The 16069-nt window shown below is 38.7% G+C and carries 10 protein-coding genes and 1 tRNA gene; 4 read left to right on the top strand and 7 right to left on the bottom strand.

Going from position 1 to position 16069, the window contains the following annotated elements:
• The first annotated feature begins 276 nt into the window (after positions 1-276).
• Positions 277-2700: a CHASE2 domain-containing protein gene (locus tag DSM106972_RS31280; RefSeq protein ID WP_127084360.1), complete on the top strand. Its 2424-nt coding sequence runs from the start codon at positions 277-279 to the stop codon at positions 2698-2700.
• A gap of 18 nt (positions 2701-2718) precedes the next feature.
• Here the strand turns inward: DSM106972_RS31280 and DSM106972_RS31275 are convergent.
• From DSM106972_RS31275 to DSM106972_RS31260, 4 genes are all read right to left on the bottom strand, one after another.
• Positions 2719-2792 (bottom strand) — tRNA-Asp (locus DSM106972_RS31275).
• Positions 2793-2937: 145 nt separating this feature from the next.
• Positions 2938-4587, bottom strand: coding sequence for a serine/threonine protein kinase (locus DSM106972_RS31270; protein ID WP_127084359.1), 1650 nt, complete (start codon positions 4585-4587; stop codon positions 2938-2940).
• A 284-nt stretch (positions 4588-4871) separates the two neighbouring features.
• Complete coding sequence (locus tag DSM106972_RS31265; protein WP_127084358.1) at positions 4872-6059, bottom strand: esterase-like activity of phytase family protein; 1188 nt, start codon at positions 6057-6059, stop codon at positions 4872-4874.
• 99 nt (positions 6060-6158) lie between these two features.
• Positions 6159-7868: a TM0106 family RecB-like putative nuclease gene (locus DSM106972_RS31260; protein WP_127084357.1), complete on the bottom strand. Its 1710-nt coding sequence runs from the start codon at positions 7866-7868 to the stop codon at positions 6159-6161.
• Between the two features lie 51 nt (positions 7869-7919).
• On the opposite strand from DSM106972_RS31260, the gene DSM106972_RS31255 reads away from it, so the two are divergent.
• Positions 7920-9074 (top strand): aminotransferase class V-fold PLP-dependent enzyme, encoded by a 1155-nt coding sequence (locus tag DSM106972_RS31255; RefSeq protein ID WP_127084356.1) that lies wholly within the window; start codon positions 7920-7922, stop codon positions 9072-9074.
• 120 nt (positions 9075-9194) lie between these two features.
• Positions 9195-10274: a glycosyl transferase gene (locus DSM106972_RS31250; protein WP_127084355.1), complete on the top strand. Its 1080-nt coding sequence runs from the start codon at positions 9195-9197 to the stop codon at positions 10272-10274.
• 88 nt (positions 10275-10362) lie between these two features.
• Here DSM106972_RS31250 and DSM106972_RS31245 read toward each other — a convergent pair whose 3' ends face one another.
• Positions 10363-12657: a DUF8189 domain-containing protein gene (locus DSM106972_RS31245; protein ID WP_127084354.1), complete on the bottom strand. Its 2295-nt coding sequence runs from the start codon at positions 12655-12657 to the stop codon at positions 10363-10365.
• A 1168-nt stretch (positions 12658-13825) separates the two neighbouring features.
• Between DSM106972_RS31245 and DSM106972_RS31240 the strand changes: the two genes are divergently transcribed.
• A complete protein-coding gene (locus DSM106972_RS31240) occupies positions 13826-15055 on the top strand; it encodes a cytochrome P450 (protein ID WP_127084353.1) in 1230 nt (409 codons plus the stop codon).
• Positions 15056-15149: 94 nt separating this feature from the next.
• On the opposite strand, the gene DSM106972_RS31235 is transcribed toward DSM106972_RS31240, so the two are convergent.
• Together DSM106972_RS31235 and DSM106972_RS31230 are read right to left on the bottom strand one after the other, a co-directional pair.
• Positions 15150-15575: a GNAT family N-acetyltransferase gene (locus DSM106972_RS31235; RefSeq protein ID WP_127084352.1), complete on the bottom strand. Its 426-nt coding sequence runs from the start codon at positions 15573-15575 to the stop codon at positions 15150-15152.
• 85 nt (positions 15576-15660) lie between these two features.
• Entirely contained in the window at positions 15661-15948 is a 288-nt protein-coding gene (locus tag DSM106972_RS31230; protein ID WP_127084351.1) for a hypothetical protein, read from the bottom strand.
• Positions 15949-16069: the final 121 nt, after the last annotated feature.

Raw genomic sequence — 16069 nt, 5'->3', positions numbered from 1 at the left:
CTTATCATTTATCTAAAAACTATTTGTAAATATATTTTATTAAGTATTAATTATGAAGTTTTATGTAGATTATGTTACAAATGTTTAATCGTAGGTTGGAGAGCCACTCACGTGCCTTGGTTTTCAAGGTTGAGTGAAGTGGCGTTGGAGGAACGGAACCCAACCTACAAGTAATGTAAATCTTATACTAAGGTTTAAGAAACCCGGTTTCTATGCAATATCTTTATTTTTATTAGAAGATATAAAAAAGAAACCGGGTTTCTATATCCTATTACGATGCTAAACAGCCTACAAGACGGACGTTATCGAATTATCGCAGCTATTGGAGGTGGGGGATTTGGGCGCATTTATGTTGCTGAAGATACTCGGCGCCCTGGTAATCCTAGATGTGTTGTCAAGCATCTCCAGCCTGCTAGTAGGGAATTAAATTTTTTGGAACTTGCGCGGCGTCTATTTAATACAGAGGCAGAAATTCTTGAGCAGCTTGGTCGCCACGAGCAAATACCCCAATTACTCGCATATTTTGAAGAAAACGAGGAATTTTACCTAGTTCAGGAATTTATTGATGGGATTTCACTCTCTGATGAGTTAGTTAATAATGCTAAGTTTGATGAAGCCCAGGTAATTGTGCTTTTGCAAGATATTCTTAGTATTTTAGTATTTGTCCACGCGCATAACTGTATTCATCGGGATATTAAACCAAGTAATTTAATTCGGCGTGCAAGCGATGGCAAGTTGGTTTTGATTGATTTTGGTGCGGTTAAACAAATTCGTCAACTACCAAATAATTCGGGGCAATCGGAAATGAGTGTTGCAATTGGCACTCAAGGATATATGCCAAATGAGCAATCTGGTGGTAAACCGAGACTAAATAGTGATATTTACGCATTAGGTATAGTAGCAATTCAAGCGATAACTGGCTTACGTCCCTCAAAGTTACCCGAAGACCCTAATACTGGTGAAATAGTTTGGCGCCATCAAGCAAGAGTTAGTAACAAGTTAGCGGATATTATCGATAAGATGGTGCGCTACGATTATCGTACTCGCTATCAATCTGCAACTGAAGTATTACAAGCTTTACAAGAAATAACAAATCCGGATTTAGCAAATAAACGATACACTTGGAAACAATTTTATCGTAGTGGTTTAAGTATTATTGGCGCCAGTTGGTTAATAACTATAGCATTGGTTTTGGGAGTTCGTGAATTAAAATTATTTCAACCATTGGAACTTGCAGCTTACGACCGAATGATGCGGTTGCGGTTTACAACTGAGTTTTACCAAAGTTTAAGTTACGAAGAACAAGCGAACCAAAATACCGACCGAAACTTATTAGTAGTTAATGTTGGTGATGAAAACATATCTAATGATACTATAAATAAGTTATTAATTAAGCTTCAATCTTACAAACCAAGTGTAATTGGCTTAAATTTGTATAAACCTCAACAAAAATTAGTTGCTTTTAATAGGGAAAAGAATAATCAAAATAATAATATTATTGGTGTTTGTAGTCTTGGTAGCTCATCACAACCTGCAATTTTACCACCTTCACTTCCAATCGAAAACATCGGTTTTAACGATGTGTTGATAGACGACGATAATATTGTGCGACGCAGTTTACTATTTGCCAATCCTGACATAAGCAAAAAATGTACAACCAACTATTCCTTTGCAGCTTTACTTGCAACTCAATTTCTCCAACAGAAGGGTTTACAAGCTAACTTTACTCCAAAAGGGGAGTGGAAAATAGGACAAGTCTCAATACAACCCCTCAATTCTAATTCTGGTGGGTATCGTAGAACACCTGATGCGCGAGGTTATGAAATTATGCTTGATTATCATTCAGTCAGTAAAGTCGCACAAGAAGTTACTGTAGATGAGGTGCTGGCAAATCGAATCAACCCTGAATCGGTGAAAGACCGTATTATTATAGTTGGGACGAGTATATCAAAATCTAACCCAGGTTTTTACACTCCCTATAGTCAACGGCGCCGAATTAGCGGTGTAGAGCTTCAAGCACAAGCAGTTAGTCAAATTTTGAACGCTGTAACTGATAATCGTCCTTTATTAAAAATTTGGTCAGAATATGAGCAAATAGCATGGATTAGTTTTTGGGCACTCGCTGGAGGTATTCTCTCGTGGCCACTACGTCGCTTTTGGGTTTTATTCCCTAGCAAAGTTGCTATATTGCTCGTACTGTTAGTAACTACATTCTATATTTTTACGCAGTCCGGCTGGGTACCTCTTATTGCTCCAGCTCTGGCTTTAATAATAACAGGATGGATGGTGGCAGGTTTGCGGGTTTATTTGAATAAACATCAATTGAAAATCCGTACTCCTCGCACTTCTATATCTAGGATACAGAAACAAGTTGGAGACTCACAGCTAATAACGGTTCCACCAATTAGCATTTTACAAGGTTCTGGGAATACCGTACTCGAAGGAGAATCAAGAGCAAATCAAATTGCTCGCTATACAATCACTTGCGAACAAGGACAACAGCTAACACTAGATTTATTAGAAGGTGACATAAATATAAAAGTTATCGACCCAGATGGTATTACTATTGCCACCGCCATAACTACAGCTATGAACCAAACAACTCAATGGCAAGGTTTAGTATCCACACGCGGAGATTTTATACTCGAAGTCGCTACTATTAATGAGTCACATTACTCAGTTAACGTCAGCCTTCAGTAGATTATTAATGTTTTGAGACGGGGTCGACGAGGCTCGAACTCGCAACTTCCGCCGTGACAGGGCGGTGCTCTAACCGATTGAACTACGACCCCAAGTAGTAGTTTCTTTTAAAGAGCGTCTGCTCTTTTCGGCAACTTATTCATTATGCTCAGATAAAATAATTTTGTCAAGTGCCTCTCTAAATTTTATCAACTAAATTTTCTCAACTGGCGCCAATTTCGATTATTTTGTATTTATTTATACACTTTTACCTCGAAATACTGGGCGTGAGACGACGCGCGAGACTTTGGAGACAGCATAGTTAAGCCATTCTCGAACGCTGAATTTTTGATTTCGCTGGTTTTCGGCTAATTGACTGATAATTTCTGGCTTCTTTTTCTCCAGATGTAACCGCAACATATTTTTGCTCTCATTCAATTCGATAATTGACTTTGTATTTTCAATCGACTCTAAACAATCAATAATTTGTTGACGTTGACGTGCACACAAGGTGAGAGTTATTACCTTTTCACACTTACCCGGATTCTCAAGCGAGAAAAACAGTAAATGGTAATAACCTGTATTCACAAGAGCTTGTGCAATTTTTTGGCTCTTGCTATCTTTCATGTCGAGAAAATACGACAACCAGCGTGTTAAATCAAACTTTTTATCACATAAGGTTGTTACCCAAAGCAATAAGGGGTACAAATTTTTCTGAAAGATAAATTCAGTATTATTGATTTGCTTAACTAGTACATCTATTTCTTTTTTAGGTAACATTGCCCATAGGGTAGGGATACTACCTTGGGTTGATTGTAGTAGATGTGGAAAGCAAATAAGTGCCTTTGGTTTGTTCACAGGCCATGTTTTCTGCAAACAAATTTTTTCGGATATTGAGGTAACGGGTACTAATTGTACATTCGCGGGATTGTAAGATTGGTTTGTTGAGTTAAGAACTTCGCCATTCTCCAACTGTTGGATACGCTCCAAACTACTTAAAATTTTTCCCATATCTTGAGGACGATTTTTGACTTCTTTTGCTAAACAAGTCATTACTAGCTCTTGTAGCTCTCTGGGAATTTTCAAGTCAGGATTAATTTCTTTAAATGTTGGTGGTACTTGAAACTTATGTGCTTGATACCAATCTCCAAACGAATTGGTCTTGAGCGCAAAAGGGTGTTGTCCTGTAAGCATTTCGTACATTAGTACTCCCAAACTATAAATATCAGAACGCACATCTATCAATTTGCGTCCTTCCATATGTTCTGGAGAGCAGTAAGGCAAACTACCAATAAAAGATTCTGTAAGCGTCATTCCAGCACGCTCGGTTAAAAACTTAGCAATGCCAAAATCGAGTATTTTTACTACATCCCCTTGTTTTGGGTCTTCGGCAATAAAGATATTTTCAGGTTTAATGTCGCGGTGTAAAACAGGATATATTTCTCCTTTGAGGCTAATTCCTTGATGCGCGCATTGTAAACCCAAACAAATTTGATATAAAATTTCTAATGATTTAGTTAGATTTAATGAATTGGATTTAATAATAGCTTTGAGATTTCTACCTTGTAGGTATTCCATCACATAAAACGGAATTTTTTCATCGGTGATGCCGTAGCTCAAAACGCGAGCAATTTGTTTACTCTTACGTCCTAATTGGGCGCCGATAAAAATTTCTCTACCAAAGCGTTGTGAGATTTGCTGGTTATCAATACTTAAAGATAGAATTTTGACAGCTACAGGCATTCCACCTTTAGCAGCATCTTCAGCCAGGTAAACCCTGCCCATTCCACCTTTGCCAATTAAATCTCTAATTAAATAACGATTATTTAAAAATTTTCCTATGTATCCGTCTAACTCTGCTTTATGCATTACTTCATCTTGAATATCCGACAACATAGAAGTTTTCATAAATATTAAGCTTTCATCCCATAATATTATTTGCCCTTACAGTTACTTACTTATTAAGTATAGCGATGATAAAAATCACTATTATGAAATAATTGAATAGAGTCCATAAAAATTAGTTCAAGTAAAAATAAAATATATATAAAGCCAATAAATAGCCTGTGTAAAACTATCTACATTAAGGTTTAACACATACTTCAAGCTATCCATATGAGAAAATTCACTGAAACATAAAAACCGCTCAATAAGCGGTTATGATTAGTTCAGTACATATACTTATGTAGTTTTTACTGTCTTGAAGGGAATAAGCGACGTAGTAGTCGTTGTAATCGTGATGAAGATTCGGTTTTGAGCTTGAAAGCAAGAAATTGTGTACGCTGGATTTTCTGAAAATTGTTATCACTCACAACAATTAAGGTAGGTTGTCCATTAGGTAGAACACGACCGAGCGTTAAACCTTCTATATTGTCGAGGGAAACGTCAAGTTTACGTAAATCTAACAGTAGTTTTTTCTGAACAGGTATGATAGCTTTTGTATCTACCTGTGAAAGACTGTCAACGTTTTGAATATCAGTGGCGCCTTCAAGGGAAACTTGAAATAGCGAAATTGCAAACCCTAAACCAGTGAAAGCGCGCTCAATACTGATAAAATGTCCTTGATTATCAATCGCGTGTAAGTCTGGTAAACCTTGAGCGTATTTACCAGTGATGTTAATCAATGGCTTTACCGCTTCGGTTCTGTATAAATACTCCTTTTCTAACTGGTTAGTAGAAAGATTATATTGCAAAATGCGGCTAGATGTGCTAACACCTGGTTTAGCTTCGGAACCATCTTGAATGAGTGCATTTTCTGTAGCAGAGAATAAATACTTATTATCGGGTGTAATTGTTAGGCTTTCAAATGCTAAGTTATTACGAATACCTTTTTTACCATCACGTGAAGGTAAAAACTTATCTGGGATAGGTAAACTACTAACTTCTTTACCCGAAGCAAGCGAAAACTCTTTGATAAACGGGTTAATGAACTTTGCCGCATCACCTTCGGAAGATATAAATACAGTACCTCGATTCGTTAAAGCAATTCCCTCAGAGTCGATAGTGCTTTTAGCAAAATTCTGATTATTTTTGTCTACTAATAGAGTAACTCCAACAGGCGCCACTTTTGCATCTTTGAGTACTCCCTGACTCAAATCGATTCTAAAAGTATAAAACCGTGCAGGGGCTTTTTCGCTGCGGTCATCTGAAATTGCATAATAAAGTTGGTTGGTATCATCGTAAGTAATGCCAGACAGTCCTCCAACAGGTGTATTTTGGAAAATCGTACCTGTTGGGATAACAGCTTGCCCAATAAACTCGATACCAGTAATCTCAACCGCAGATGAAGGTTGATTTAAAAAAAATAAACTAATAATTAGAATAGGTATACAAAAGAAAACAGTGAATTGTAAGGCTTTGTTTTTTCTGATTAGCTGCATAACTATAGCCATCTCGTCAAAATCACCAACACAATATCATAATTAATTCGAGTTGTTGACGAACCTCACCCTTGTTTTATACCCAAATTTTCGATAAATTTAAACTTCGGCAAAGAATTTAAATAACCAGTCTTTGACACACCGTGTAGCATGGCAATCATCTTCGTTATAACGCTGAATGATTGAAAGCATCGCATGATTTCCTGTTTTTAACCATTGGTCATACCAGTAAATACACTTAGCACCACTAGCATCACTATCACGCCATTCAAATTTTAACCACTTAGCAATAACTTTGAGTGCGTAGCTTTCTATGGGTAGAGCCACATTTTTAATAAGTTCTTCATACACATCAACAAAACGACTGAGTATTGGCAACACAACATCGTTAGGAGTGTGATATTGTTTTGCGAGTCGTTTGACGGTATCAAACTCATACACGCAAAAATGGTAAATAGGCGCCTCTGGGTACTGGTTAACTAAGTCCACAAACTGCTGCCATACTAACTCTTCGTCTTCAGGTTTCTCTGCCAAAAACGAATAAAACCGTTCAGTCTGTGCTATCTTATCAACAACCAACACTCCCAGTAAGTAATTAAGATTCAAATCTGGTTGTGCTTCTATATCAAAGTAAAGTTCTACAGGATACTCTAGACGAATATCTTTAACGGCTATTTGACTTTGACGTAACGAAGAAATACTTGTATATGTATATGCTTCGGTTAAACCGATATTTTCTTCCACTTTGCGTGTTGACGGTTGAAGTAGCAAAGCGCGATTTTCGGTTATTGATTTAGCTTGTACTACCAGCTTTGGGGCAATATAACTATCAAATCCAGGTAAATTTTCGAGCATCAGGGGATTTGTATTAGCCAGAGCTTCGGGAGTATTAATATTAATAGCTCTAAGTTGAGCATAACGAACTGGCGTAACTCCAGGCATTAGCGAAAGATGACGTGAAGTACGCGCAACATTATAACAATCAGTATGCCAATGACAAAGAGTGCATTTTTGCCTTGAGATAAATATATCGGGTGCGATTTCTGCTTCAAGTGACTCTATGCATTGCGACAAAATTCGCTGCATTTGCACAGACCATCTTTTTAAATCAACGTGATAACTCGTTTCTTTGGAGCGCAGTATCAACCCAGCAGTTGTAGGTTCGACGAGTTGCGTTATTCTAAGTATTTCGGCATGGTAAGCAGCAATAACTTGATACTCTTGTTTAGGACGTTTACCAAGTTCAATAGTGGTTGGGATGTACTGAAAATCGCCAAACCGTGATTTTCCTGGTTGTTTAATTAATAAATCAGGACAGCTTACTAGTGTATACTCACGACTTGGAATATAAGGTGAAAATAATGGCGGCGCCGTGTAATTAATAAAAGAATTTTCAAGCGAGAAAGAAAGTGTAGAAACATTATCATCACTTTCGTTGTCTTCAGCAACGGCGCCGACAGCAGCTAACTCAGTACTCAAAATATTTTGTTGTAAACTATTTGAGACTTGGGTACGCCATTCAATATCAGCATAATCTGCCAATAAAACCCCTTGGTAGATACAATCAACACCTTGCTGCATCAATTCCAAAGTTTCCACCGCACCCGCACGCCAATCACGCGGTCGATAGTTGGGACGAATGTACTCAGTGCGTCGTAAAATACTTTTTTGGTGGTTAATTTTATCTTGTTGAAGTTTAACCAGTAAATCGGTCGGTTCAGAACGCAATGTATAGTCGCCGTAGATGTCTAAAAACGGTCGGCGCCTACAGCGTTGGAATTGCAGCAGAAGTTCAGCGTTAATTAACATTCTTCTAGGCTAACAATAATTTGGTACGAATAGGAGTAGAACATACGTAATATGACAGATAAACTACATCAACATCGCGCTTTGTTTCCAGCATTGGCAAATAAGACTTACTTTAACTATGGTGGACAGGGGCCAATGCCACAAGCTGCTATTGACGCAGTTGTTACAGCACAAGTTCAAACGCAGCAGCTAGGCCCATTTAGTAATGCGGTGTATTCATGGATGAATCAACAAATAGCGACGGCACGCAATAGCATTGCATCGCATTTACATGTTACATCTGAAACAATCACCCTTACCGAAAATGTGACTGTGGGTTGTAATATTGCGATGTGGGGTATAAATTGGCAACCAGGTGATCATTTGTTACTTACAGATTGTGAGCATCATGCTGTGATTGCAATTGCTCAAGCTATTAGGCGCCGTTTTCAAGTAGAAATTACAACTTGTCCAATTCTTGCAGCAGATAATCCTGTTGATGTAATAGCACAACACCTTCGTCCTAATACTCGTTTGCTAGCTATTAGTCATATATTGTGGAATACGGGTGAGGTTTTAGCAGTTGATAAAATATCTCAATTATGTCGAGCGAATAAAGCGTTGTTGTTAGTGGATGCGGCACAGTCGTTTGGTTCGATGCCTTTAGATTTGAATCAATTAGGAGTAGATTTTTATGCTTTTACTGGTCATAAATGGATGTGTGGCGCCGCTGGGTTGGGTGGGTTGTATGTGCGGGAAGAAGTTAGAAAAAATTTGTTACCCACTTTTGTGGGATGGCGTAGTGTAATAACAGATACACAGGGACAACCGCAAGACTGGCAACCAGATGGACGAAGTTTTGAGGTGGCAACTTCTGATATACCGCTACTTGCAGGGTTACGGGAGGCAATGGTAGTTCATGAGCAGTGGGGAAGTATTCAGGAACGTTATGAGCAAATATTGAAAAATAGCGAGTATTTGTGGCAAAAATTACAATCACTACCTGAAGTCAAATGCTTGCTAACCTCTCCACCACAAAGCGGTTTAGTGTCATTTCAACTAACAAACATGCAACACCAGAAATTAGTTAATTATCTAGAGACACAACATAATATTTTAACTCGGACTATTGCTAATCCTGATTGTGTGCGTGCTTGTGTACATTATTTTACTCTGGAATCGGAAATTGATGATTTGGTAGCGGTGGTTCGGGAATTTTGTGTTTGATTTGTATGGGTTGGGGTAATTTGTGTGGGTTGGGGCAGGTTTACGAGGTTGTTGTGATAGGTTATAAATCTTGGTTAACCTGCCCCTACGGTGTTTTACGGTATTTTATACGGTATTGTTATGGAACGTTCTACTATATATATTGCTATTACGAATCATGGTTTTGGTCATGCAACACGTACTGCTGCTGTTGCTGCTACTATTCAAAAACTGTTTCCTGATGTTTTGCTGATTTTGGTGACTACGGCGCCGCGATGGTTATTAGAATGTTATATACAGGGAGAATTTATACATCGTCCGCGTGCATACGATTTAGGTGTGGTGCAAGCTGATAGTTTAACGATGGACAAGGATGCAACGTTGTCTAAGTTAGTAGAAATTAAGAAAAAGCAAAATTCAATAATTGCCTCGGAAGTAAACTTTATTCGCCAAAACCGCGTTAATTTAATTTTGGCAGATGTACCCTTTCTTGCGGCGCCAATTGCAAGTGCGGCTAATATACCTTGTTGGATGATGACAAACTTTGGTTGGGATTTTATATATCGTGACTGGGGTGGAGAATTTATTGCCATTGCTGACTGGATAGGTGAATGTTATAGCAAATGCCAGCGCACTTTTCGTCTTCCTTTCCACGAACCAATGTCAATGTTTTCTAACATTACCGATGTAGGTTTAACTGGTGGTTCTCCCCATTACAAAGCTGAAGAAATTAGTCAAAAATGGAAAATTACTACTCCCAAAGAAAAAACTGCGTTACTTACATTTGGTGGTTTAGGTTTACAAGAAATTCCTTACCAGAACCTCAATAAATTTCCCGACTGGCAATTTATCACCTTCGATGATTCGGCGCCGGAATTACCAAATATAATCAAAATTACAGACCGTAAATACCGTCCAGTAGATATTATGCCAGTTTGTGGTCAAGTTATTTCTAAACCTGGTTACGGAACATTTGCCGAAGCAAGCAAACTTAATATGCCTATAACCACAATCACGCGCGATAACTTTGCTGAAGCTGCCTACATACTCGAAGGTATTAAAAATTACAACCAGCATAAAATTCTCTCACCACAAGAATTTTTTGAAGGAGACTGGGATTTTCTTAACCAAGAATTTCAGCAACCGAGTGAATTAAAAACAATTACCAAAGATGGCAATGAAGTAATTGCTCAAAACGTTATTAACTTTTTAAAGCAATAAAAAAAGCGCGACATTTTTTATATGTCGCGTCATCCATCGCGTATAAACTTTAACTAAGTCCTAGAAACCCGGTTTCTTTATTTCTTCTTTAGGAGAGTGATTTTTTGTAAACAGCGTTATTGCCACCAACGATAAACACATCAAGTTTATTGCTGCCTTGTGAAGTTGCAGCAGGCGCCGAGATAGCTGTACCACCGATATTTTCCCAGGAACTCCAAGTTACGCCATCTGAGTATTTACGGTAAACTGCGTTATCTGTACCAACTGCGAACACATCTAAACGGTTGGCGCCCCATGAAGTGACACTCGGAGCATATAACCATAAACCACCCAAAGATACCCAATCACTCCATACTTGACCATTCCAGTATTTATGGTAAATAGCATGGTCGCCACTGCGTACAAATAAGTCAATTCTATTTTCACCCCAAGATACAGAGGAGGGCGCCGATAGTGCAAGTCCGCCTAAACTCGTCCAGTTACTCCAAGTGCTACCATCCCAAGTCATTTGGTAAACAGCGTTATCTGCACCTACAGTAAATACATCTTGACGTGTACCCCAACCTGAGACAGCGACACCTTGCTTACAGAAACCACCTAAATTTTCCCATTCGCAGGCGCCCCAACTTGTATCACTACAAGATAAACGCTGTATTTGGCGTTGTTTACCGATAGTAAATGTATCGATGCGGTTAGGTGCTGGTGATATTGAAGTAGGCGCCGATAAGCTAAACCCACTTAGACTTTCCCACTCACTCCAAGTCGTACCATCCCAAGTTTTTTCGTAGACGGCACTATCACCACCGATAGCAAAAATATTAAGACGTTTTTCACCTAAAGACACAGCAGCAGGTGCAGAGAAGGCATTTCCACCCAAGCTTTCCCATTCGCTCCAACGAGGTAATTGGGGATTTAATTTGTCAAAAGCAACTTTGGGTTGAAGAATACCTGCACCAGTATTTTGGTCGAAACCAGGTTCACCAATATTCTTTGCAGTCTGCTTAAAGAGGTCTTTCATTTCCTCTTGGGTGATGCCTGGTTTTGCTTGTGTGAATAATGCTGCCACGCCAGCAGCAATTGGACAAGCCGCTGAAGTACCGTTATCGCTGCCAAAATAACCTCGGAAATGTGTAACTGAACAGAAATCTGGTTTGTTAGGGTCAAGTGTAGCTGGGCCTTGGCTACTGTAACCCACAAATTGTTCGTCTTTATTAACAGCACCAACTGTCATTACTAAAGGATGTCCATTGGCGCCCCAAATACTTTTACCAGAACCAATATCACCACCGCAACGGTCTGCTGGACAAGTGCCACCACAGTTCCCTGCTGCAAACAGCATAATAATTCCTTCGTTGATTGCTTCTACAACCTTGCGAGTGAACGGATGGTCTGCGTTGGTCGCGTAGAATTCATCCCAGCTTTTTTGATATATACCCCAGCTATTGGAAAGAATATGTGGTGTACCATCAATACGATGTTGGTTAATTGCCCATTGAAATACAGACAGTGCGTTAGATATAGAATCACCACCAGCAATGCGGCAATCATATAACTTTGCTTCAGGCGCCATACCGAGAATATCTGTGGCACACATGTTACCGTGTTCACCCCAAGAACGCGCTTTCGTTCCCCAATCTTGTGCAGGACCACCAATTACATTTGGAATGCGACGAATACCTTCAAATGGGTCAACCGGGCGCCCTTCGGCAGTAATACCACCATCAACAACACCAACTACAATACCTTGACCTCTAAATCCAGCAGCCCAAATTTGGTCTACACCAAAATATTTTGCTACATCTGCAATAGTACCTTTTGCTGTAGTCGGTGAACAGTCACAAGTACCAACAGGACAATTACCTTTACCATCCATCGGTTTGACTAAATCGTAGGTAGTCTTTTCCAAAACCGACTGATTGAATGGAGCAATAGGCGTATCTTTATAAACTTTAACAACACTTGGTTGAGCTTCGAGTTCAGCAAGTCTACGTTCTTCGACTTCACCGCGAATAATGTAAGTCTCTTCGTTAGCAGCCATAATACTTGCAACAACGTTGCTAGATGGAGCAACTGGAACTGGTTCATATGCAGTGTCGAGTCGAAAACTGTCAATACTGGCGCCAACATTCTCAGATGCACCGACTATACCTTGTGTTCTAGATACTCGTAACTCTACAAGAACCTTTTGCATCGCACTAAAAGAGTCAGCATTCATCTGCACGGAAGTCATATCCCCGGTTCCACGCGACTCACCCATACCTAAAGACGGCATATTACTAGAGTTGGATGATGGAGGCGCCTGTTTAGACTTACCATTACCGTTATCGTTGCCATTACCATTGACGCTTCCATTGCCCGAAGCGTTAAAGTCATTATTTTGCATATTCTCAATCCTTTTATAAATCTAATTTTGTGGAGAGTGCGACCACGGCACACAAGATTGCTTAAACCTTACTTTTTTGGAGGGTAATGTAAGTACTGACGACTTTAAATAAAGGGCAAAAGATAAGGTCAAGAAAAATTTTATGCGAGATAGCCAAAAAAATACAGGTAAGGAAATTTACTAATTTTTTTACCTTTAATTTCCTGAGCTTTACCCACCGGATTTTTCTCTCTAACTTAACTTTTGCCCATATTCAGATAGGCTTTTCGACTTGTCAGGGAGGAATTCTAGCCTCGGTTTTCACCGAACTGCTATGGTTGATATTATGAGCAGTAATAAGACTAAAGTGAATACGTGATTACACTGAAATTCTTACTTAACCACCGTTGAAGTTCAGTGTAAATCACGGTATCATTTATAAATTAAGGCGCTATGCATCGCCAATTACTTATTTCGCCTGTCTTCGAGGGGCTTAACCCCTACTTGCTTATACCCCTACTGCACTTGACCCCTACATTATGGCACCCCTCATACGTAATGGCAAGTTTTAGACACCAGTATCTGTAATATTTTGTGAAACATCTTGTAGAGCGGGCATCCCTGCCCGCCCCTAATAATCGATTTAACAATGGACAGGCGAGGACGCCTATCCCACAAGATATCAGTCTACTTATATCGCACCAGGTAAATAAACAGATTAATAATACCTGCGTATTGATATATTGTTGGCTTCATTCCTACTATCCCACAAGAGATATTTAGAGGTTGTTTGAAAAGTGTCATTCTATGTCATGCCCAGGTAGAAGCATCTGGTGTATATAGCTTGAAACGCTAGATTCTAAGAAAGCGGGAAAACTCCGTTTACGTTCCGCTACGCGGAACTCGCTTCCTCTTAGACCTTATTGGATAGATTCTCAACAATGTTATTCATTGAAAAATATTTACCAATCAATATAATATAATATTAAGTAGAAAAATTCTTAAAAGTTTTCATAAACCTATCACTTTATCTTTATGAAAGTGAAAGCAAAAATTTAATTATTATTTAAAAATAATATAAAATACCATAAATATTTATTTGATGTAACTATCTAAAGGTAATTGCTTAGATACTGCCAAGGTAGTAAATTAATAAAAATTATTCAAAACCAACTTGAAACGGCGAAATATGACATTAGCTTCAGAAAAAAGAGTTTACAACTTACTGTCACGAGAAGCTTTGCTAAACCCTTATCCATTATACGAAAAGCTGCGAACCGAGGCGCCTGTTTACTACTTTGAGGAAGGGGGGTTTTGGTTTTTGAGTCGTTATCAAGATGTGGAAGCGGCAGTTTGCGATTTACGATTGAGTTCAGATAAGCGAGCATTATACGCCAGTAAACTATTAAATCTTGATAAAGACGCGATTAAAAATATTATGAAGTTATTAGGTGGGATGATGGTAGATAAAGACCCACCTGAACATACGAGAATGCGGAAAGTATCACTAAGTGGGTTTACAACTCGTGCGTTAGAAGGTTGGCGTGAAATAATTCATGAAACAACTAATAGTTTGTTAGATAAAGTGCAAGCACGAGGTTGTATGGATGTAGTTCAAGATTTGTCCTTACCCTTGCCATCACTCATGATAGCTAAAATTATGGGTGTACCTGAACATCAAAGAGCTGAATTTCAACAATGGGCAATTGATATAGCAACTTTCTGGGGCGCCCCAAATGGAGAAGAGGTTGTAGAATTAGCATTAAGAGCGGATAAGTCGGCTGTTTTATTTACAGAGTACATCAATCATATGATTGAGGAACGTAAACGTAATAAAACAGATGATATGATTAGTTTGCTGGTAACTGCTTATGAAGAAAACGGCTTCAATCTTGATGAACTTCCCAGCTTATGTATCTTAATCTTATGTGCTGGTCTGGTAACTACTGCTGATTTGATACCTAACGGTATTAATGCTTTATTAACTAACCCAGAACAATTAGATAAGCTTAAATCTAGTCCTCAACTAGTTGGGTATGCTGTTGAAGAAATGATGCGGTTTGACCCTCCCGTACCAATAATTTTCCGCATTGCTAAAGAAGATGTGACTATCAGTGGCAAAACGATTCCTCAAGGTCATATTGTTGCCATAGGTCTCGGTGCCGCAAATCGTGACCCTCAAAAGTTTGATTCACCTGATGTATTTGATATTACACGCACAAATAACGAGCATTTAGGTTTTAGTAAAGGTATACATTTTTGTTTAGGCGCCGTTTTGGCTCGTATGGAACTGACAATTTGTTTTGAAACGTTACTTAGAAGAATGCCCAATATAAGTTTTGACGCTAATAACCAACCAATCTCAAAGCGTCAAACTATTGCATTTAAAGGATTTAAATCATTCCCTGTCAAGTTTTAACATGCGGTAATTGTTGGCGCTCCCGTTGGTGTCGAGGAACAAGACCTAACTAAAGTATTGGAAATATTGGGTTTTGTCCCTCAACCAACAGCATTTACAAGTTCTTGGTTAAGAAATAACACTTATGACCAGGTGGAAAATTTGGTAACTCGCCAAACACTCGATAACCATATTTTTGGTAAAAATCAGACGCCTGAAAGCTAAAAGTATTGAGAAAAACCTGTTTTACACCCCTGCTGCGCGCTTCATCCTCAGCCATTTGTAAAATAGTACTCCCATACCCATCTTTACGGTATGGCTCGCTAATCCAAAAAAGTTCAATATAAAAGCATTCCCAGTACGTTTCTCCAACCAACCCACCGACTATTTTCTGTTCAGCATCTCGAAGTGACAGACACAACTTTTTATAGTTATAGTCTCCAGCTTGCTCTTGGTTAAACTGATTAATTCCTTCTTGAATAGCGTCTGTAAATACACTATCAGGCTTTTCTTCAAAAACAATGGCACATTTTTGGCTCATATAACTACCAAAGTAGCGTTATTACCCACAAATATATTCCCTGTGCCATCAATCGCAATAAAATTACTAGCCATTAATATATTTTTCAGGCTGCTGATTTTGCAATAAATTCGCTACGCATCATCGCAACTTCCTGCTTAAGCCTTTCCAAATCAGCTACTTGCCGCTTTAAGCTTTCCAATTCCTCGCTGATTTTCTGCAAATCTACTTCTGCCTTTGGTTCAGAAGCTACATAAGATTTTATCCACTTCAGTATAATATCGGAGGCGTTTTTCCCTTCTTCCTCCAGGCGCCGCATAAATTCATCTTTCGTTTGCTTGTCGATTCTGATTGCAATGCGTTCATCTAGCTTCATCATCTCTTGCTTTTTCATAAATCCTTAAATAAACAATTTTTACTCCACTTCTTAATTTTAATCATTTGGCGCAAAATTGTTGACTTATGTACGTAATTGTTATACCATTGGTGTAACAGACATGTAGCTCTGCGCTTGA

It is taken from the genome of Dulcicalothrix desertica PCC 7102, assembly GCF_003991905.1.
Classification (GTDB): Bacteria; Cyanobacteriota; Cyanobacteriia; order Cyanobacteriales; family Nostocaceae; genus Dulcicalothrix; species Dulcicalothrix desertica.
Note: the sequence above shows the minus strand (reverse complement) of the source record. Positions and strands in the feature narration are given on the sequence as shown.

Excerpts from the sequence above, each read along its gene's own strand:
- DSM106972_RS31245 (WP_127084354.1), bottom strand. The coding sequence starts at position 12,657 with ATGCAAAATAATGACTTTAACGCTTCGGGCAATGGAAGCGTCAATGGT.
- DSM106972_RS31265 (WP_127084358.1), bottom strand. The coding sequence starts at position 6,059 with ATGCAGCTAATCAGAAAAAACAAAGCCTTACAATTCACTGTTTTCTTT.
- DSM106972_RS31280 (WP_127084360.1), top strand. The coding sequence starts at position 277 with ATGCTAAACAGCCTACAAGACGGACGTTATCGAATTATCGCAGCTATT.
- DSM106972_RS31235 (WP_127084352.1), bottom strand. The coding sequence starts at position 15,575 with ATGAGCCAAAAATGTGCCATTGTTTTTGAAGAAAAGCCTGATAGTGTA.
- DSM106972_RS31255 (WP_127084356.1), top strand. The coding sequence starts at position 7,920 with ATGACAGATAAACTACATCAACATCGCGCTTTGTTTCCAGCATTGGCA.
- DSM106972_RS31270 (WP_127084359.1), bottom strand. The coding sequence starts at position 4,587 with ATGAAAACTTCTATGTTGTCGGATATTCAAGATGAAGTAATGCATAAA.
- DSM106972_RS31240 (WP_127084353.1), top strand. The coding sequence starts at position 13,826 with ATGACATTAGCTTCAGAAAAAAGAGTTTACAACTTACTGTCACGAGAA.
- DSM106972_RS31260 (WP_127084357.1), bottom strand. The coding sequence starts at position 7,868 with ATGTTAATTAACGCTGAACTTCTGCTGCAATTCCAACGCTGTAGGCGC.
- DSM106972_RS31230 (WP_127084351.1), bottom strand. The coding sequence starts at position 15,948 with ATGAAAAAGCAAGAGATGATGAAGCTAGATGAACGCATTGCAATCAGA.
- DSM106972_RS31250 (WP_127084355.1), top strand. The coding sequence starts at position 9,195 with ATGGAACGTTCTACTATATATATTGCTATTACGAATCATGGTTTTGGT.